This window comes from Loktanella sp. M215, from assembly GCF_021735925.1.
In the GTDB taxonomy this organism is placed as follows: domain Bacteria; phylum Pseudomonadota; class Alphaproteobacteria; order Rhodobacterales; family Rhodobacteraceae; genus Loktanella.
The window spans coordinates 68161-86721 of the sequence record NZ_WMEA01000004.1 but is presented as its reverse complement, the minus strand read 5'-3'; the positions used below and the strand labels follow the sequence as shown (position 1 = coordinate 86721).

18 protein-coding genes and 2 pseudogenes are annotated in these 18561 nt (G+C 57.0%); 8 read left to right on the top strand and 12 right to left on the bottom strand.

What is annotated here, in order from left to right; genetic code table 11:
* Positions 1 to 5 precede the first annotated feature (5 nt).
* From GLR48_RS20445 to GLR48_RS20430, 4 genes are read right to left on the bottom strand one after another with little or no spacing between them, the layout of a single operon-like run.
* Positions 6 to 905, bottom strand: coding sequence for a CBASS oligonucleotide cyclase (locus GLR48_RS20445; RefSeq protein ID WP_237064875.1), 900 nt, complete (start codon positions 903 to 905; stop codon positions 6 to 8).
* Positions 902 to 1405, bottom strand: a complete 504-nt coding sequence (locus GLR48_RS20440) for an HORMA domain containing protein (protein WP_237064873.1) — start codon at positions 1403 to 1405, stop codon at positions 902 to 904. Before GLR48_RS20440 ends, GLR48_RS20445 begins: the two co-directional genes overlap by 4 nt.
* Positions 1402 to 1872 (bottom strand): hypothetical protein, encoded by a 471-nt coding sequence (locus tag GLR48_RS20435; protein WP_237064871.1) that lies wholly within the window; start codon positions 1870 to 1872, stop codon positions 1402 to 1404. The genes GLR48_RS20440 and GLR48_RS20435 overlap by 4 nt, the downstream gene beginning before the upstream one ends.
* Positions 1872 to 2372, bottom strand: coding sequence for an AAA family ATPase (locus tag GLR48_RS20430; protein ID WP_336886669.1), 501 nt, complete (start codon positions 2370 to 2372; stop codon positions 1872 to 1874). Before GLR48_RS20430 ends, GLR48_RS20435 begins: the two co-directional genes overlap by 1 nt.
* A gap of 110 nt (positions 2373 to 2482) precedes the next feature.
* On the opposite strand from GLR48_RS20430, the pseudogene GLR48_RS20425 reads away from it, so the two are divergent.
* Positions 2483 to 3735, top strand: a pseudogene (locus tag GLR48_RS20425) (IS256 family transposase).
* Here the strand turns inward: GLR48_RS20425 and GLR48_RS20420 are convergent.
* Positions 3736 to 4164: an AAA family ATPase gene (locus GLR48_RS20420; protein ID WP_237064869.1), complete on the bottom strand. Its 429-nt coding sequence runs from the start codon at positions 4162 to 4164 to the stop codon at positions 3736 to 3738.
* Positions 4165 to 4350: 186 nt separating this feature from the next.
* On the opposite strand from GLR48_RS20420, the gene GLR48_RS20415 reads away from it, so the two are divergent.
* The 3 genes from GLR48_RS20415 to GLR48_RS20405 all read left to right on the top strand — a co-directional run bounded on the left by GLR48_RS20415 (position 4351) and on the right by GLR48_RS20405 (position 7369).
* On the top strand, positions 4351 to 5412 hold the full coding sequence (locus GLR48_RS20415) for a helix-turn-helix domain-containing protein (protein ID WP_237064867.1): 1062 nt from the start codon (positions 4351 to 4353) through the stop codon (positions 5410 to 5412).
* 100 nt (positions 5413 to 5512) lie between these two features.
* Positions 5513 to 5905 carry a hypothetical protein gene (locus GLR48_RS20410; RefSeq protein ID WP_237064866.1) on the top strand — a complete coding sequence of 131 codons (393 nt, stop codon included), beginning with the start codon at positions 5513 to 5515 and terminating at the stop codon, positions 5903 to 5905.
* Between the two features lie 63 nt (positions 5906 to 5968).
* On the top strand, positions 5969 to 7369 hold the full coding sequence (locus GLR48_RS20405; protein WP_237064864.1) for a DUF4041 domain-containing protein: 1401 nt from the start codon (positions 5969 to 5971) through the stop codon (positions 7367 to 7369).
* A 166-nt stretch (positions 7370 to 7535) separates the two neighbouring features.
* Here GLR48_RS20405 and GLR48_RS20400 read toward each other — a convergent pair whose 3' ends face one another.
* The 6 genes from GLR48_RS20400 to GLR48_RS20375 all read right to left on the bottom strand — a co-directional run bounded on the left by GLR48_RS20400 (position 7536) and on the right by GLR48_RS20375 (position 14302).
* Entirely contained in the window at positions 7536 to 7751 is a 216-nt protein-coding gene (locus GLR48_RS20400; RefSeq protein WP_272911664.1) for a hypothetical protein, read from the bottom strand.
* Between the two features lie 78 nt (positions 7752 to 7829).
* Positions 7830 to 8033: a hypothetical protein gene (locus GLR48_RS25770; RefSeq protein WP_336886662.1), complete on the bottom strand. Its 204-nt coding sequence runs from the start codon at positions 8031 to 8033 to the stop codon at positions 7830 to 7832.
* A 307-nt stretch (positions 8034 to 8340) separates the two neighbouring features.
* A complete protein-coding gene (locus GLR48_RS20390) occupies positions 8341 to 9402 on the bottom strand; it encodes an SCO family protein (protein ID WP_237064860.1) in 1062 nt (353 codons plus the stop codon).
* 45 nt (positions 9403 to 9447) lie between these two features.
* The gene (locus tag GLR48_RS20385; RefSeq protein WP_237064858.1) at positions 9448 to 11772 is read right to left on the bottom strand and encodes a multicopper oxidase family protein; all 2325 of its coding nucleotides are present in this window, start codon (positions 11770 to 11772) and stop codon (positions 9448 to 9450) included.
* Positions 11773 to 12061: 289 nt separating this feature from the next.
* Positions 12062 to 12205, bottom strand: coding sequence for a hypothetical protein (locus GLR48_RS20380; protein WP_237064857.1), 144 nt, complete (start codon positions 12203 to 12205; stop codon positions 12062 to 12064).
* Between the two features lie 765 nt (positions 12206 to 12970).
* Positions 12971 to 14302, bottom strand: coding sequence for an MFS transporter (locus GLR48_RS20375; protein WP_237064855.1), 1332 nt, complete (start codon positions 14300 to 14302; stop codon positions 12971 to 12973).
* A gap of 498 nt (positions 14303 to 14800) precedes the next feature.
* Here GLR48_RS20375 and GLR48_RS20370 point away from each other — a divergent pair, with 498 nt between their 5' ends.
* The 4 genes from GLR48_RS20370 to GLR48_RS20355 all read left to right on the top strand — a co-directional run bounded on the left by GLR48_RS20370 (position 14801) and on the right by GLR48_RS20355 (position 18153).
* Positions 14801 to 15331 carry an SH3 domain-containing protein gene (locus GLR48_RS20370; protein WP_237064853.1) on the top strand — a complete coding sequence of 177 codons (531 nt, stop codon included), beginning with the start codon at positions 14801 to 14803 and terminating at the stop codon, positions 15329 to 15331.
* 348 nt (positions 15332 to 15679) lie between these two features.
* A complete protein-coding gene (locus GLR48_RS20365) occupies positions 15680 to 16027 on the top strand; it encodes a hypothetical protein (RefSeq protein ID WP_442915857.1) in 348 nt (115 codons plus the stop codon).
* A gap of 190 nt (positions 16028 to 16217) precedes the next feature.
* Complete coding sequence (locus tag GLR48_RS20360) at positions 16218 to 17753, top strand: penicillin acylase family protein (RefSeq protein ID WP_237064851.1); 1536 nt, start codon at positions 16218 to 16220, stop codon at positions 17751 to 17753.
* Positions 17689 to 18153: a penicillin acylase family protein gene (locus tag GLR48_RS20355; protein ID WP_336886661.1), complete on the top strand. Its 465-nt coding sequence runs from the start codon at positions 17689 to 17691 to the stop codon at positions 18151 to 18153. Before GLR48_RS20360 ends, GLR48_RS20355 begins: the two co-directional genes overlap by 65 nt.
* Before the next feature lie 19 nt (positions 18154 to 18172).
* On the opposite strand, the pseudogene GLR48_RS20350 reads toward GLR48_RS20355, so the two are convergent.
* Positions 18173 to 18417, bottom strand: a pseudogene (locus GLR48_RS20350) (transposase); the annotation flags it as partial.
* Positions 18418 to 18561 lie beyond the last annotated feature (144 nt).

The window sequence follows — 18561 nt, the reverse complement described above, 5'->3', positions numbered from 1 at the left end:
GCGTTCTATGACAAAGGGAATTTCGGACCAAAGAACGACCGCCAGGCTTTGAGCGCTTCAATATTTTTGCCAGAACGGGCTAAATTTATGGCTGTTGCGATGTCTCGGTTTGCCTGATCGAGAACGTTCTGCGCACGAACTATCATTGCTCCATCCATTCGGTCGCTAACGGGCGAACCGAGGCCGGCAGGATCGGGCCAATCCTCGTGGATCCGGTCGCGTAAAGTCGCGAAGAAGGCCTGTAGCTCCCGGTCATGAGACCCGCCCCAACCCCCATGAAGACACTGCATTGCCATAACTTCGATCAGAAATGAGGGTTTGATCGGCTTTTCGCCATGGCGAGAATTTTGGTTCCAGTACTTCACCATGCGAACCAGCCCCTTCCATTCATTTCCATAGGCTTGGTGCGCTTCAACCGCCTTCTTTGCATGAATTTCAGGGTTCGTCCCCATCCATTTGCCAGTAACATTGTCCGGAATTTCGTAGTCGCCGCCATTCACTAATGCCGGGACGGCATCTACGCTAACGACACGGTAGTCGGTATTGTCCTCGGTATCGACGACCACACCAAAATTGACGCCGACGGACCGACTTTGCTTCTTGACGGCGTTCTCGCCATACTGGTCGGCAAGCGCACGATGAAAAGCGGACAGAATCTGTTCTGGATGCTTGTCGCGATAGTGCGCCTCACTCTTCCCAAGAACAAAGAAGATATCGACGTCCTTCAAGGGCTTCGATTTTGTCCAGCGCGCATAGCTTCCCGTCAGAAAACTCCTGTCGATCTGAAATGCCTTGTCTAGGTGATCGCGAACTTCCTTCTGTCGTTTGGACGCGTTCGTCTGCTCTTTCTCATTGAGCTCCAGGCGGCTCTTGAACTTCTTGAAGGCATCAGGAAAAGTGATCACGACGCCTGCCTCCAGTAGGAAGCAGAAGCGCCGAGGCCATTGTGCTCGATGGTCGATCCGAGACTCTGTCGCACCATTCCTTCAGTGGATCGCGCCGTTGTTGTGTACCATCCTTGGACATCCCGCCTGCCCGGCTTCGTCCGCAACAGCAGATCGTACCTTGCATTTTCGGGCGCAACACCGGCTTTCCTGATGGCCCACCGAAGTTGGTCAGTGTCTGTCCAAAAGTTTCCATCGCCCGATGTCCAGCTGTAGGAAACTTCGATGTCCCACCGTAAAATCAGCCCGTTCGTTGATGGATTGTAAATTTCGAGAGTAATCTTTTCAAGGTCCTCGCTGTCCAGCCAGGTCTTTATCCCACGCATGTTTACTTCCGTGTCATTTACGAAGTTCGTTGGGTCCATGCCACTCAGCCGGATGATGTCTTTTAGGCTCTTCAGTATATTGTCAGCGACGTATGTGACTGACTGTGTATGCGAATATGTGATGACGGCTGTCATAGCTTTTGCAACCCTTCGATGTCGATTTGCAGTACAGCGGCATTCCCTGACGTTGCCACATCCTCTTTTTTTGCTTCAGACTTGTCGCGGGCCGTGATCCGTTCGCTCTTCTGTTTGAGAGCAGACTGAACCCAATCGAGGTCTTCAGCGTCGCAAGGGAGAGATATCGACCAATCCCCGTTTAGGGGATTGAAACCCAAAATATCCTCGTTTGCGTCCGACCCATCAATCGCATCGTCGTCGTAAATGCAGTAGATTCTGGTCTGCGGGCCGCTGCAGCTCACAATGATCGCAGACTGCTGGCATGCCCTGTCCGTGATGATGCTGCTTGCGATGCCCGCGACGCTGTCAATCTCAGATCGTGCGTTGGAGTTCGAGCGCGTCAGAAGATCGGCGATTGCAGACCAAGTAGCCAATGAGTCCCGATATGGAGAGCTTCTTACTGTCCTACGCGTGACTGTCACCATCACCTGCCCCCTTTCCATGCCTTGGCAGTTTGCGCGCTTGTCGCCGCAGAGCTCAGTTGAGCAAGTGAGACTGAACTTGGGTTCAGGGCGACCTTGGTGTTCGTCGCAAGAGCATTGGCCACGGTTTTTCTGATCGTTCTCCCATCGAGGCCAACGAAGTCGTCGGCACATGCATCGAAGCCTTTAGTCTGCGCCAACTTTCCGATTTCGGGGTAGATAGTACCAAGTCCCTCAAGGCAATCCTTCAGGATTGTCTTGCAGGCGTCCTTGTTCGGCAATGGAACATCCAACACAAGGTCACACCGCGAGATGAACGCGCTGTCCACGGCCTGAGGGAAATTGCTCGTTGCGATGAAGAGGAGATTTTTGTGCGTCTCTGCCAGCAAATCCAGCTGCACCAAAACTGCGTCCGTTGCTCTGTGAATATCGACCGGATTTGCATCGAGGCTCAACTTTGATCGGTCAACAGCCAAGGTTTCCACTTCGTCCAACAGGACGATCGTCGGCCCTGCGCTGAGGTACGCGCGAAAGTTGGTGATGCCCTGAGGGGCGGCATATCAAGGCGGTGTCGAGTCGCCGTCAATTCTCTGGTGAGAAAGGGATATGCCACATGTCAGAGACTACCATCACTCAACTGTCCGATCCATCGGGTTTTACATCTGACCCGTTCACTGACGTCCTGCGCGATGGAGCGCGCAAGCTGATCGAACAGGCGATCCACGCGGAACTGGCCGCGCTCATGAGCGCCTTTTCCGGGGAGAAACTCGAAGATGGGCGGGCGCGCCTAGTGCGCCACGGTCACTTACCGGAACGCGAGGTGATGACCGGCATTGGTCCAGTGCCCGTGAAGGTGCCGCGCGTGCGGGATCGGGGCGTAGGCGAAGACAAGGTCACCTTCACGCCCAGCATCCTGCCGCGGTATCTGCGTAAGGCAAAGTCGGTCGAGGATCTGCTGCCGTGGCTTTACCTCAAGGGCGTGTCCACGGGCGACTTCACCGAGGCGCTGGGGGCGCTGCTTGGCCCGAATGCCAAGGGCCTGTCTGCCAAGACCGTCACGCGGCTGAAGGCCGACTGGTGGAAAGACTACGAGGCCTCGGCAGAAACGCGATCTCGGCAACCGGCGTTTTCTCTACATCTGGGCGGACGGGGTCTACTTCAAACCGCGCATGGCCGAGGAAAAACAATGTGTTCTGGTGATCATCGGGGCGGACGAATACGGCCGCAAAGAGCTGCTGGCGATGACCGATGGCTTCCGCGAAAGCACCCAGAGCTGGCGCGAGGTGCTGCTCGATCTCAAGCGCCGTGGCCTGAAACAGGACCCCAAATTGGCTGTTGGCGACGGCGCCCCTGGGGTTCTGGACGGCCCTGCGCGAGGTATTCGCGACGACGCGGGAGCAGCGTTGCTGGGTCCACAAGACCATGAACGTGCTGAACGCGCTCCCGAACTCCATCCAAGCCAAGGCGAAGGCGCATCTGCACGATATCTGGCAGGCCGCGACGAAAGCCGAAGCCAACGCCGCCTTCGATTTCTTCGTCGAAACCTATGGCGTGAAATGGGATAAGGCGGTGGCCAAGCTGGTCAAGGACAGGGACGCGCTTCTGACCTTCTACGACTTCCCGGCGGAACACTGGAAACACATCCGGACGTCAAACCCGATCGAGAGCACCTTCGCCACCGTCCGGCATCGCACGAAACGCACCAAGGGATGCCTGAGCCGAAAGACCGGTTTGGCCATGGCCTTCAAGCTGATGATGTCAGCGCAAAAGAAATGGCGCAAACTCGACGGCCAAAACCGCCTACCTGAGATCGTCCAAGGGATTGAGTTCCGAGACGGTATCCGTCACCTTCAAACCGCCGCCTGATCAAGCGTCACCAACTTTTGCCCATATCTCCCCTGCGCTTGCCAACTCCGATATTGTTTGAGCAAAGAGGTCGGCGACTGCGCGCTGAGTTTTACCCATCGCGGAACTGGTCAGGCCGTGCGGCTCGACTTCGATCAGTTGGAAATTGCCACCTTTGAAGGCTTCCGCCGTCCTGTTTGCGAGACCTTTTGCTAGCGACGTTTTGCCCGTTCCTGGCGGACCTACCAACAAAATAACACCATGGAGTGGAAGGACTGTTCGGCTGACTTTGTGTCGGATCGAGAAGTTAAGAACCGCTTGGGAAACAAGCCTCTGCCTCAGATCATCCTCTATGATGATAGAGGTCCAGAGATCTGAAAGCGCTGAGTTAGGCAGTGCCGTGACGCTCTGAATGCCCTTTGGCAGATCGGCGGACTGCATTTTGCTCATGACTGCTCGCTTCAACCTCTTGTCGATTGCGCTAGGCGGTTTTTGACGCATCTAGCGGTTTACAAATTTGCCATTTTGGCATCGATGTGACATAACATAGTGACAATAAGCCGCATTTTCAAGCGGTGAAGTTTACAGAATATCAACTATATGGTCGAATTGTAAACCGATCACCGGGAGAACGCTATGATTGGCAAACGAATTAAGGGCGCACGGGCTGCATCAGGTCTGTCGCTTCGAGCGCTTTCAGACGCGATCAACAACAAGGTCTCCGCACAGGCCATCGGCAAGTATGAGCGCAATGAGGATATGCCCCGGTCTGGTGTGCTTATTGCACTGAGCCGTGCGCTTGGCGTTTCCGTCGACTTCTTGCTGAGCGACGATGACCTAGAGCTCGACGGGGTAGAGTTCCGTAAATCTGCTAGCTCATCCGCCAAAGAGGTAGCCATGATCGAGGCGAAGACGCTTAATATGGTTGAGAAATATCTTGCTGTAGAGAGCCTTTTAAACTTGTCGAGTCAGAACTGGGATGTTCCTCTCGAGGCCCCTTATTGGATTTCCGATCCCAGAGATGCAGAGGGAGCTGCGCGCAGTCTGCGTGCTGCCTGGCAACTTGGACACGATCCGGTTCCTATGTTGGCAGAGCTCTTAGAGGAGCATGGGATCAAGGTTCTCTCCCTTGATGTAGAAAATATCGACGGCTTGGCAGCGAAGGTGCGCCGGAAGGATCGGCATTCTGCGCGTGTGATTATGATAAAGCGGAGAACGTGGTCCGAACGTAAACGCTTTAGTTTAGCGCACGAGCTGGGCCATATGGTGCTCAATGTCGCTCAGGGTTGCGATCCAGAGCGTGCCGCAAACCGGTTCGCCGGCGCATTTCTCATTCCAGCGGAGGTGCTTCGCCAAGAGATTGGTTCGCTGCGCAAAGACATCAGCATTGGTGAACTTATCAGCCTGAAGGATCGTTTCGGGGTCAGCATTCAGGCGTTGACCTATCGCTGTAAAGATTTGGAGATTATCAACCCGTCGACCTTTGGCCGCCTTTTCAAGATTTACAAAGATCGTGGCTGGCGGGACGCGCCATTCGAGGAGCCGCATTCCATCGCTTGGGAACAAGAGGAACCTGATCGATTTCAGCGCCTGTGCTTTCGGGCTTTGTCCGAAGGATTGATCGGATTGTCGCGTGCAGCCGAACTTCTTGAGATTCATGTGCGAGAACTGGAAAGTCGCCTCGACTTCGTGGCATAAGGGGAAGGTGCAAGTCCTAGTTTCAGACACTTCTGTCTTGATTGATGTTGAAAGAGCCTCTCTCACAGAGAGGCTCTTTGATCTCCCATATGAGTTCGTCGTGCCCGACCTGCTATTCGAAGCGGAGCTATTGGACTGGATGGGTCCAGACCTGATAGAGCGTGGGCTGCGTATTGAGGAACTAACGGCCCATGAGCTGGCACTAGCAACACAGCTAAAACGCCAGAGAGCCATGCTCTCGACACCTGATGTCTTTGCTTTCTGCTTGGCGGCCGAACGCGGATGGATCCTTATTACTGGAGATGGTGCACTAAGGAAGGAAGCCAAACGCCAGCAGTTAAAGATGCATGGCGTTCTTTGGATATTCGACGAAATGGAACGGCATCACGTTTGCAGCGCTGCGACATTGCGCAGCGGCTTGGAGGCAGTTCGGGACCATCCACGCTGCCGCCTACCCTTGCGAGAGATCAATTTCAGACTTGCGCGCTATTGAGGCGACCACCGCTTTTCGTCCGATTTATAATCTGTATGAGTAAATTGAAAGATTGGAACACTGATGACGCCGATGATTGCTGTTGTATTGGGGTGCATTGTTGCATCGCCAATACTGCTGATTTTACTCCTCCTGTCATATAGAAAATTTAGAAAATTTCAGGCTGAGGCGACACGAGCGACAGAACTGCAAAATCTCAAATTCCAGATGGAAGAGGCGAATTCCGTAGCTTTACGTGAAAAATATTCATCCATCATTTCACATGAAGATGAAGTCGCCCGTCTGAAATCACAAGCTAACGACTTATTGACGCAAATCACTATCGCGCAGAAATCTTATGCTGAAAAGCGAGGCCACCTTGACCGCCTTGAAGCCCAAGTAGCAGTTTATGATGAGCGACTCGCGTTTGCTGAACTGGGTGTTTACGAGCCTCACTTCGATTTTGGAGACAGTGAAGAATTTAAGAAACAGATCAAGGTCGTGAGAGATGAGCAAAAGGCGATGATCACGGCCAAACGAGCCACACATTGTCCTACCGAATGGACCGTAGAGGGTAGCAAGTCCAAGGGGCAGACCATGATCAATCGTCAATCTCGTTTGACGATGCGTGCCTTCAACAACGAATGTGAAGCTGCGATCGCGAACATCCGGTGGAACAATGCAGTTGCGATGGAGAAACGAATTCAAGCCGCTGCTGGGGCAATCAATAAGGAGAACGCGTCAATGCAAATCACGCTCTCCGAAGCCTATGTAATGCTTAGGATCAAAGAACTACGCTTAAACCACGAGTATCGTGAACAGATCAAGGTTGAGAAAGATGAGCGTGCTGAATCGGCACGCGCCGAACGCGAAGAGAAGAAGCTTCTAGCCCAAGCTGAAGCTGCTGAACGCGATGAACAGAAATACCAGGATCTGCTTGATAAGGCCCGCAAGGAAGCGGGCATCGATGGTGGAACCGATGCGATGCAGGAGCGGATCGCCGAACTTGAAGCATCTTTGGCTGCCGCGCACACTGAAAGTGAAAGAGCACGTGCCATGGCCGAAATGACGAAGTCCGGCTATGTCTATATCATCTCAAACGTGGGCTCCTTCGGGGAAGATGTGGTCAAGATCGGTCTGACGCGGCGACTAGACCCGGATGATCGGGTTCGTGAACTCGGTGATGCAAGCGTCCCGTTCAGCTTCGATACCCACGCCATGATCTACAGCGACGAAGCGCCAGCACTTGAGTTTGCCCTTCACCGAGAGTTCGCCGAGCGCCGGATAAATATGTCAAATATGCGCAAGGAGTTTTTCCGTGTCGGTCTGGAAGAGGTAGAGGACGCGGTGGCGCGGCTCGCGCCTGATGCGAACTTCTTCAAAGATCGCGAAGCACAAGAGTGGCTTGAGACTCTTGCCCGACGCAACAATGCTCTTGCAGATCTGCAGGCAGGCGTGGCGTCTGATTTGCCTGCGACAATCTGATAAAGCAAGCGTCAGATGTTATATGACCCCGATAGACCCAACTTTCCGTAAACCCGTCCAAAAATCAAGTTGTCCAATTACCCGTCGCGAAGGCATTTTTAGGGCCAACTTTACATCTGTCCATTTAACGCACGTCTGATGGACGGCGAACAATTATTCCAGTCATTTAGCTGTTCGGAGAGGACATCGCATCATTGATCCAGGGCGTTCTTAGGACGGGAACTTTGGCATTTTGCGCTGATGCAGCGGCCTGATCAGCAAAGTCGCTGTAAAGAAAGTCATCCCCGTTTCCGCCGACCAACCTGTCGTCGTCGCCCTGACCGGTCAGGACATTGTCTCCTCTTTCACCAGCCATTCTGTCGTCGAAACCCGACCCAGCCAGATTCTTGATTGACGTATACCGATCTCCCTCGGATCTGCCGCTGTTCAGATTGAGCCGGACGCCGCTGGTCGCATTGTTTTAGTCGGCTGTGTCGCTTCCTGACCTGCCGATCAGGTAGTCGGCGCCGCCGCCGCCCGTCAGGATGTCATCACCGCGGCCACCTGAAAGGGTATTCGCCTGATCGTTACCGATGATCCGGTCGTCAAAGAAAGACCCCACCACGTTTTCGAAACCCGTCAGGATATCGTGACGGATCACCATGCCGCGACCCACGATCTGCACAGGTCCGTCCGCGTCGCCGCCCATTTGCGCTGGTTAGCAACGTAGGTGCAAGCAGCAGAGTCAGTCGCGAATCTGCTACCGACCACCATGTCCGCAAGCTCGACGTCATCATCGGGATCTTTCGCGCGCGGCCGCTCTGCCCCGGTGAGAGAGGTCTCTGATCCACCGTCCTTGTATCTCGGCGATCTACGACGGCGACAGGGCACCGACACGGCGGAGTGGTTCAAATGCGCGCGTGATGCGCGGTTCAGTGACCGGCGTGGTCGGCGTGTTGAACGATGGAAGCGGGTAGTGACATGGTGACATGTTAATGTTCGGGTTGGTCGTCGTGGCCGTGTTCGCCGGCCATGGGTGCCGCCTGATCAAGGGAACCGTTGTGATGGTCGTCGGAGGCGTGGTCGTGGGGCACTTGCGCGGGGTCCGCATCCTCGCTGGCCAGAACGCTGTCCAGCCCGTCGAGTTGCTGGCCCAGATAGAAGATCAGATCCTCCGCATCAGTCTTTGTCAGGCCCATGAAGGGCATTTTGACATCGGGGAACCGGGCGTTCAGGGCGACGGCGATGGGATCGCCGTCCTTCAGCAGGATGTCGGGCGCCTGCAGGTAGCGGGACAGCCAGTCGTGATCGCGACGCAGGGTGACACCGGCCAGGTCGGGGCCGAATTTCACGCCCGACCCGATGGTGTGGCAGGCCGAGCAGACCTTGATGAACATCGCCTCGCCCCGCCGGTCGGAGATGATGAAATCCGACGCCGGGCGCTCGCCGGTTTCGGTCAGCATGTCGGGGACGGTGGGCGCACGCCAGTCGGGGTCCATCTCGAGGATCGCCTGGGTCGCAACCTTCAGGCTGCCCATCACGGAGGTCCGGCGCCAGAAGTCCAGCGCGTCGTTGCCGATCAGCATGTCGCTGCGATGGTCGTAAAGCGTGTCGCTCCGCTCTCCCAGCTTCATCCGGATCACATCGATATCCGCGGGGTCACCCGTCAGAAAGGTCCAGCCCGACCCCGGCTCGATCCCGAAACCCGCGGCGAAGGCGCGCAGCTTTTCGGGTGTGTCGTTCACCGGGTCCAGAGAAATCGAGTAGATGAAGATGTCCTGCCCGACCCGGTCGCCCAGCCAGTCGGCGATCTGCACCATGCGGGCGGTGGTGAATGAACACAGGTCGTTGCAGTCAGTATAGAAGAAGGTGAAGACCACGATCTTGCCCGCGATCAGATCGTCGTAAAGGGCCACCGTTGCGCCGTCCTGCGTGACCAGCGGCAGGTTGGTGAAATAGCCTGCGTCGCGCTTTGGCCCGGCGGCGGCTGGCAGCGTCAGGGCCAGAAGTGCCGCCGCCGCGGCGAGTGTCCATATCTTGGGGAAGAACGTCATGCGATAACTCTCCTTGGACTGTAGGTGGTGTGACCTGCGCCGCTCTCAGGGCAGCGGCGGGATGATCGGGAAAGGCTCGAACTTCGGGTCGAAGGGATTCCCTTCGGGCAGGAACTCCGGCGTCGTGTAGGTCACGCCGTCCGGTGTCGGGTTCGGGGTCGGCATCACGGCGGAATGCGTGCGCGAGGAATAGGGATTGTTCGGATCCGTCAGGATGTCGAACCGCATGATCATCGCGGAGTCCTCGTGGACGGTATTGTGGCAATGGCTGACGTAGGCGCCGCCGTATTCGCCGAACTGGACCTGAATCCGCACTTGGCTACCCTCGCCCGTCCGCCAGACATCCTTGCGGGCGAACTTTTCCGTCGCCGTCATGCTCTTGCCGCCCCGGTCGATGGTGATGCCCTCTTCGAAGTGCAGGTGGACCGGATGGTCCCAGCCATTGCTCGAATTGCGCAGGACCCAATGCTCGACCTCGCCCGGGCGCGGGATCAGGGCCGAGATGTGGTTGGCGTTGAAACCGCCCAGAATGTCGCCGTTCACCCGCATCGACCAGGGATAGACCTCGCGCCGCAGGCAGGACGGGTTGCAGTCGCCGGTCAGCGGATCGATCGGATTTTCCTGCCCCCGCTTCACATCGATCAATCGGACGCGGGTCGGTGTGACCACCGGGATCGGATCAGTCAGCCGTGTCGGCACGCGGCTGAGATCGGGCTGGGTTGAGTGGTGGATCACACCGGGCACGTCGACGCTTTCCACCGCGTCGACGATGCGGAACTGCAGCAGCGATCCCGCCCCCGGGTCACCGGCTTTTGTGGTGTCGGCCACCTTCCAGGTCACGGCACCCTTCGGCCCGCGGCCGCTGGTATGGGCCATCAGGTTGATCATGTTGATCGTGTCGCCGGCCCGGAAGTTGGTGAAGTCGACGACGACGTCTAGACGTTCCGCGACACCCATCGTGTCCATCGTCGTTACCTTGACGGGCTTGGTCAACAGGTTGCCGTCGGCGGCAACGACCACCATTGGCACCGCCACGCCAAAGGCCGTGCGCAACTGCAACTTGATGAACCGAGACATGCTGGCATTCAGCATCCGGAATCGGTATTTGCGCGGCAGGACTTCCATGAAGGGCTTGTAGCCGAAGTTGACCAGCATCAGGTCGCCCAGGAATCCGTCGGTGTCGAAGATGTCGAAGAAATACTGACCGTCCGGGTCCGTTCCGCCGTCGCTGATCATCAGGTTTATGTCGAAGTCGATGTTACCCCAGTCCAGCAACGACCCGCTGGGCAGGCGTTTGTTCACGCCGTCGTCCAGCACCTCGTTGCCGCGGTCGGGACCGCTGTAGTAGTTGATCGCGCCCACGTGACCCTTGTAGACGTTCTCGGCGGTATAGAAGAACCGGTGATCGTGGAACCACAGGCTGGACTGCAACTCGCGGTAGTCGCCCTTTACATGAACAAGACCGCCGTTGCCATCGGGGCCGGAGGCCCGCCGGTCGGTCATGGTCTTATTGATCGTGTCGGCCCGCGCCAGCGTCGTGCTCCAGTGATAGTCGTAGAACTGACCGGGAAAGAAGTGTGCGTTCGACGCGCCGTCGCTGGCCGAGGCGTTGTGGGCGTTGTGGTTATGGGTGGACTGGCTGTTCGATCCGAAGCCACCGTTCTGCCCGTAATCCGGTGGCAGGCCGTTGTAGTGCCGAAACATGACTGGTTCGCCGTAGCGGACCTTGATCAGCGGCGGCTTGGTGGTTGCCTCTTGGGCACGCCCCTTTGCAAAGGTCCAGACCTTGTTGACGGATTGCGGTGGCAGGCCGGGGTGGAAGCCCCAGTTCGGACCGGTCGACACCAGCGACATGATGTAGGCCTTCTGCGGCAGGTACTCGGCCCACCGCTGATGCGCGAAATAGGCCCCTGGCGGACGCCCCTCCAGCGGGCCGCGGCCGGTCAGCGTGTTGCCATACAACTGGCCGCCCGACATCGTGTAATCTGTGTGGTAGGACATCCGGCGCCCCGCCAGTTCGCCCGATCCAGCGGGAAAGGCCACGTCGATCTCGCCGCCGCGCAGTATCGGGGTCAGCGGTATGGGTTCTTGCAGGTCCAGCCGCTGCAGCCGTTGGGTGAAGGGCAGGACGCCGAAGGTCGGACTACGCGGCACGCCCGTGGGCTCTGTCTGCGCATAGGCACTGCTGGCGAAGGGGCTGAGGCCGTTGATGTTGGCCAGCGCGCCGGTGGCGGTGAATATCCCCCATTTCATCAACTCACGGCGGCTCACCTGACCGGTGGACAGCGCCTTAACGATCTCTGCTCGGTTGTTGCGGGCATTCTGAGCCTCATGTTGGCGACGCTTGGATTCTGTGAAAGGCAGATACATCGCTTCGTTCCCCAAATGGTGTTGCTGGGTCCATCCGGCTGGGGCGTAACCCGTCATGAGCGGACGCATGGGTGCTGGACATCACGCAGTGGCGTGGCACTAAGTCTGGTCCGACAGAAGGGACGAGACATGACCGATCATCCGATGCAACAAGGTTAGCAGCTCCGCGCCATAGCCGATAATTCAGAGGTCGAACGATGGATTCAGACCAAGGTCTTAACCATTCTTTATCCTTTGGTCGTGGAACGGATAGGACCCGTGGCTGCCCGCGCAGGTAAAATTCAGCAGGTCACGCGCCGAGGCAGGCGGCCGTCGACACGCTCACGGTGTCGTTCAGACCTGCAGCACCGATGGCTGCCATCAGCCGCAGCCTGGACACCGTCACAGATGCAGCCGGTGCGCAGGTGTTGCAGATGCAGATGTTCACCGTCACGACATGCCTCCCCTGCCCCGTACGACTTGGATGGCCTCGGCATAGCAAGATTTTGCGCTTGTTTGATTTTCGAACTCTGTCCGTAAAGCTGTTCGGTCATCATTCGGTGATTGCGACGGCCTCAACGGTTGCACTGACTGCGACGGTGCACTTTACCAGAAAAGTCAGTCGTGAAGAACAAGGCCTCTGGCTGGGAGACAGCGGTCATTGAGATGCGCGGTTTCTCGCGCCACTTACGACTGCAAGTCCATAGTCATTGCTGGCGGTGCAGAGCTGGTGGCATCCTTCATCAAGCCGTGGTTCGATAGTGGCTTCGAATGCACCTTCGGAAACCTGTCGATATTTTCCCCGCTTGATCAGTCAATGTTTTCCATAATTGAGAATTCACTCATGTCAGAAAGTCCGGAACGACAACTATGGCGGCACGTCCTTTACGCTGTTTTTTCTGACCTGGAATCGTCCAGTGAACATGTCCACCAGAACCGAAGTTCTGCACGACGATGGGTGGGGACGTACCCAAGCAGGGACTTCCGGATGGTCTGCGACCTGGCAGGTTTTGATCCAGACCTTGTGCATGCTCAGTTCAGAAAAATTGCGGATCGCAAACGATCGATCGATCGATGTTCTCAGATCTCGAACCATTCCGATATTCAGGACGGGCAAGCCTCGGTCAACAGAACGACGAAGGGACGGAGGTGGGCATGACAGTCGCAGTCGGCCCTTCCGAAACCATTCATCAACCGTCTTGGTTTTGAACGTGGATTTTTATCCATGAGCGTCATTCGCCCGAGGCCAATGCGGGTGATAATCATCAATCACAATGGGATGCCTATGTGTCAGACGACCATTCAGGTGAGGGTGGTCCTGCGCCAGATCGTCGTGCGTGTGAGTGACAGATACATCCTTCTCATGTGACCAAAGCAGAATTCCGCCCAGAAGCCCCACACCTGCTACCAGCGCCAGAACGCTGAACGCGGCAACGGGACCGAAGGCCGTGATCAGCCAGCCTGACAGCGGATATGTCAGCAGCCAACAGGCGTGCGACAGCGCGAATTGTGCCGCATAAACCGCTGGCCGATCCTCCGAGTGGGCGGATCGTTTCAGAAGGCGACCCGACGGTGTCAGCACGACGGAATAGCCGATGCCGATGGCGAGCCAGCCTACAAGCAAGGCGCCCCAGACCGGACCAGCGACGGCAACCCACAAACCCAAAGCCAGCAGCACGACGACCAGACTTGACGAGCCAGCGATCATCACCGGACGATCCGGCCGGGTGTCGAGAAGACGCGGCAGAATCAAGGCGGCCAACATGGAGCCGCCACCGAAAGCCGCCAGCGCCATGGCGACCTGGCGGTCGCCCAGCCCCAGATCGGATTTCACCAGAATGACCGTATTCACCAGAACCATCGCTCCGGCGGCAGCGGCGGCGAGGTTCAGCGACAGCAGGCCGCGCAGCCGCGGCGTCGCCAGATAGATGCGCAGCCCACGCGTGGTCCGATCGTAAATGCCGCGGGGCGCGGTGGGTTGCGGACTTGGCAGCAGCACCGAGACGACCAGCAGTGCCGAGCCGATGAACCCGATGACGGTGCCATAGAACAGCACCTGATAGCTGACGAAGGCCAGCAGGATCGCGACCAGTGTCGGACTGATCAGGTTTTCCAGATCATAGGCCAGCCGTGAGAGTGACAGGGCCCGGGTGTAGCGGTCCTCTTCCGGCAGAATGTCGGGGATTGTCGCCTGGAATGTCGGCGTGAACGCCGCAGAGGCAGATTGCAGGACGAAGATCAGAATATAGACCTGCCAGATCTCGGTGACGAACGGCAGGCAAAGTGCGACGACCGCGCGGACCAGATCGAGACTGACCAGCATGGCGCGTCGCGGCCAGCGGTTTGCAAAGGCCCCGGCAATGGGTGCAATGCCAACATACGCAATCATCTTGATCGTGAACACCGTGCCCAGAATGAGTGCCGCGCGGTCGCCTGCCAGATCGTAAGCCAGCAATCCAAGCGCGATGGTTGCCATGCCTGTTCCCAGCAGTGCCACGATCTGCGCCAGGAACAGATGGCGATAGGTGCGGTCTGCGAGGACGGAAAGCATCAATGTGACCTTACAGATATTTGACGATGGCCTTGAATTCGGCGACCACCTCTATCGTCGTTATGGCCGGTGGTCACTGTTAGGCAGCTGGCTGCCGACTATAGGCGATCCGCTGATTGTGGTCGCAGGCGCTATGAAGCAACCGCTGGTTCCTTTTTTCGTTTTGGTTACTCTTGCAAAAGGACCGCGGTATATTTATTTCGCTATGCTTATGCAAAAGGACCGCGGTATATTTATTTCGCTATGCTTACGTTGGTATGGGTTTAGTGTCAGATGTGCTCCGGTGCCACGAGATTTATCCAGTTTGGCGAGGTTGGCCACCCTGTGTCACTTCGGCATATGCCTCGCAGTCGTTGCCGCGTCATAATCGTAAGTGATTCCATCCCCAACATCTGTCCCTGTGACATGTTTCGAGCCAACCTTTTCATGGTAACAAAGCACTCGTTGGGGACACAGAACGCGAGAACCATTGTACCCATGAATATTTAGGCGGCATCCATGACCCTTTCACGTATCCTGTATCTAGTGGCGATCCTTGCGGTCGGTACACCCTTGTTAGCGCAGGACGCGCTTTCAAATTCTGTTAACTTTCAAGCCGGGAATGTGGGATCGGAAAGCAACCTGCCGCTACCCCGTTACGTCAGCTTGAAGGCAAAAGAGGCGAATGTACGCCGTGGCCCAAGTCTGACCTTCCGGATCGATTGGGTGTTCCAGCGCCGTGACATGCCTTTGCAGATCACCGCTGAATACGACCAGTGGCGTCGCGTGATCGACCGCGACGGCCAAGGTGGTTGGGTGCATTACGTTTTACTATCAGGCGTGCGTACAGTGATTGTAGACGAAGATCGTCTTGTCCTGCGCGCCAAACCGTCAGACACCGCGCCCGTGAGGGCCGAATTGGAACAAAATGTCATCGCACGGCTCGGCGACTGTGAAGGCGCATGGTGCGAATTAACTGCAGGCGGCTATAACGGCTGGGCGCACAGATCCGCACTTTGGGGTCTCGATCCAGATCCGTTTGGAAACTAAATCTTACGGACGTGTGCTGGTTACGTTCACATAGTACGTGGCCGGACCCAATCAGCGTGCGGGTGTTACTTGAACAGCCGCACTGTTTCAGGGCAGGACGCGCTTTTCTGCTTATGACAACGAGACACGACCGGCAGCATGATTTTCAAGCGGAGGTGACCGCCAACGATAGGGCAAACCTGTAGTGAACGTGGCAGCGCTGCGCCAGATGTCAACGACACAATGTTCCGGCACGTAGGAGCTGCCGACCAATCTTTGGTCTTGAACCTACAGTAGCTATAGCAATTACAAGGCCGGTGTTGGTCGACCGCTGCGAGTCGACATGCACAAGTATTGTCGTGAATAAAAGTGATCAGATTTGTCGAACGCTTGGATTTATACCCTCGCCCCGGTTCTGGTGACAGTGGTTGCGGCGATCGTCGCGGTCAATCTGCGTCCAGGACCTGTCTTTACGCGGCCAACACCGGGATATCCGCGATCATCGACGCCAATGGAGATGTCGTCGCGCGTCTCGATACCGGGGAAACAGGCGTCATTGACGCCAGCCTGCCCGGCGCGCGTGCTCCCACGCGCTACGCACGTTTCGGCGACTGGACAATACTGGTGCTTATGGTTGCGTCTTGGAGCCTGGTCTATTCTTTCGGCTTGATCCGACGACGTCTCGATGCGGAGCATTCAAGCATGGAGGAATGGTGATGCTGGAACTCGCGGGTTTTGTCGGAGGTGCGATCTGGGGTGGCTATCTGGCGTGCGGCGGTAAGGAAACCGCCTGGATATGCTTCAATATGCGACAAGCTTCGGTATTGCCTTCGGCCTCCTCGCCCTTTTCACCTCGATGATCCTCTTGCGCATCACGTCCTGAAAATCCTTCAGCATCGGCACCGAATTGAAACGACTGTTCAACATATTGCTTTACACTTTCATGGCGGTCTGCGCAGCGGGATTGGCCGTCTCCGGTACCGCCTACTTTCTGCTGCGTGCCTCCGTTCCCGACTATGACGAGGACTTCAGCGTTGCAGGCATAGATAGCCCGATCGATATCCTGCGGGATTCTTCAGCCTTACCGCACATCACGGCGGGGTCCGCCGAGGATGTCTATTTCGCGATCGGCTTCGTTCACGCGCAAGACAGGCTCGGTCAGTTATTGAGGGCAAGGCGTGCGACGAGAGACCTGTTGCCACTGGAGCCAACGACCGAGATTGACTCTTCGACATCCGATGCGCTCGAAGCATACTCCGCCGGTGTCAACGCGTGGCTTGGGCTGGTTTCCGAAGGCGGGCGCGGCAGGGGTTCACCCGAACTGTTGATCGCTGACGAGAGAATAATCGCGGCTTGGAGACCTGTCGATAGCCTCAGAATAGCCCATGCTTTTTTGAGCGATCTTCGACCCAAGAGGCGACAAGAATTGTCAGTCTCGTCAGATTTGCGGATCCCGTCAGATCGCCCCGTCACAACCGAGTTGTTTGCTACCCCTCCCGAAGTCAGCCTCAATGCTTGGGCGCTGTCCGGCGACCGAACGGCCACAGGGGCACCAATTCTGGCCGCGGACATCGTTGGCCCTTTGTCGCTCCCCTCTGAATGGTATCTGGCGGATCTTCAACTTCCGACTGGAGCCGCGATTGGCACCACATTGCCCGGCGTGCCGTTCGTTGTCATCGGCCGCAACGAGCGCGTCGCATGGGCGTTCCGATCAACTCCCCAGACAGCCGTCAAAGAGCCAGAAGCTCCTACAGGCAAGAGTGCTGGCGATTTTCTAATGATGCTTGACCGTCTCGCGAGGTCCACCGATGCGAACAACGCCCTTAGCGGATCCTCTGAAATGTTATCGGCCGGAATGGAGGTTCTAGTGATCGACCGTGAAACCCGGACCCGCTGGCCCGAAAGGGAGGTCGAGCGCCCTGCATCGTTTCGAGACGCCCGTCTGGCCGCTCTTGATGATCGACAGCTGATATTCTCGGTTGAGGGCGCGATTGCGGTTCAACGCGACACTGTCAGCGCAGCCGCACGCGCCCTTCTGCCTCTGATGGCAAAAGAGCTTTGGTTCGCGAGGTCCACAAGCGGCATCGAAGAGACCCGCTCCGAAAGGCTTCGTAGCGAAATACTGAACAAGCTTGCGCAATGGAATGGCGACATGGATCGCTATTCACAGGAGCCGCTCGTGTTCTGGGCATGGGTTAGTGCTTTACAACGACGTATTCTTCAGGACGAATTTCCGGCGGCGAACGAGGTTTGGACCAGACCGAATCCCGATTTCCTTTACGCGGTCCTTTCCGGTCGGGGCGGGAGCGCAGTCTGGTGCGACATCCGCCCTTCCGCACGCACAGAAACCTGCGAAGATCGGGTTCGAGCGGCTCTGGATGATGCCCTCGGCTGGCTGGTCGACCGCTACGGATCCGATCCCTCCGACTGGTCCTTGGGGTGAGGCGCATACTTTGAACATGCAGTGGTCGCCGATCAGACCGGGCGGGATGGTGAGCGACTTGTTCTCTCTCGAAGCACCGACGCCAGGCGATCCCTTCACTCTGATGTCGACAGTATTTGCATCGGACGATGATCGGCCATTTGTCTCCAACGCGGGTACCAACTTTCGGGCGGTCATGTCGCTTTCGGACGAAAGCGGTTCGTATTTTATCACGCCCGCCGGTCAGTCCGGGCACCCTCTCTCAAGGTTCTACGAAAACCTCTTCCCGAAGTGGATGCACGGTGAATACATAATGATGAGCACGGATCTATCGTTGGCCCGCGGTGGCGCTGCAGGAACATCTCGACTGTCACCTAAATCAGAGGACAGCTCGAGTACGATTGAGGATAGGAGCCAATGATCACGTATCTCATCCACGCAAGCGTCCTCTGCCGTCGGCAGAGGACGCTGAAGTCAGGCCCCAGTTCAGCCCCGTCAGCCGTAGCAGGCTTTCCACAAACCCAGTCGTCTGACGCAGCGCCATCCCGAAAAGCACTTTCATGGTCAAGCAAGTCTGAATCGCGGCATCACTGGAGGTCCGCGATCTGCCCCTCTTGCCGGAAGGTTCGGCATCCCAGTTCATCTCGGGATCGAACCAGATCCTCAGTGATCCGCGGCGCTTCAGCGCCGCAGCCCCGTGCCCGACAGGTGCTAACGAAGGATTTGCAACGGCGACTCGATCGACTGCGCGGCGTTGGCAGAGGACCAGAAGACGATCGCCAGCCGACTGGAATCTTGCGACAATGACCCGACAGGTGACACTACCCCT

Coding starts and splice junctions, on each gene's coding strand:
- GLR48_RS20440 (WP_237064873.1), bottom strand. CDS start 1,405: ATGACAGCCGTCATCACATATTCGCATACACAGTCAGTCACATACGTC.
- GLR48_RS20435 (WP_237064871.1), bottom strand. CDS start 1,872: ATGGTGACAGTCACGCGTAGGACAGTAAGAAGCTCTCCATATCGGGAC.
- GLR48_RS20420 (WP_237064869.1), bottom strand. CDS start 4,164: ATGAGCAAAATGCAGTCCGCCGATCTGCCAAAGGGCATTCAGAGCGTC.
- GLR48_RS20415 (WP_237064867.1), top strand. CDS start 4,351: ATGATTGGCAAACGAATTAAGGGCGCACGGGCTGCATCAGGTCTGTCG.
- GLR48_RS20405 (WP_237064864.1), top strand. CDS start 5,969: ATGACGCCGATGATTGCTGTTGTATTGGGGTGCATTGTTGCATCGCCA.
- GLR48_RS20390 (WP_237064860.1), bottom strand. CDS start 9,402: ATGACGTTCTTCCCCAAGATATGGACACTCGCCGCGGCGGCGGCACTT.
- GLR48_RS20385 (WP_237064858.1), bottom strand. CDS start 11,772: ATGTATCTGCCTTTCACAGAATCCAAGCGTCGCCAACATGAGGCTCAG.
- GLR48_RS20375 (WP_237064855.1), bottom strand. CDS start 14,302: ATGCTTTCCGTCCTCGCAGACCGCACCTATCGCCATCTGTTCCTGGCG.
- GLR48_RS20370 (WP_237064853.1), top strand. CDS start 14,801: ATGACCCTTTCACGTATCCTGTATCTAGTGGCGATCCTTGCGGTCGGT.
- GLR48_RS20355 (WP_336886661.1), top strand. CDS start 17,689: ATGATGCCCTCGGCTGGCTGGTCGACCGCTACGGATCCGATCCCTCCG.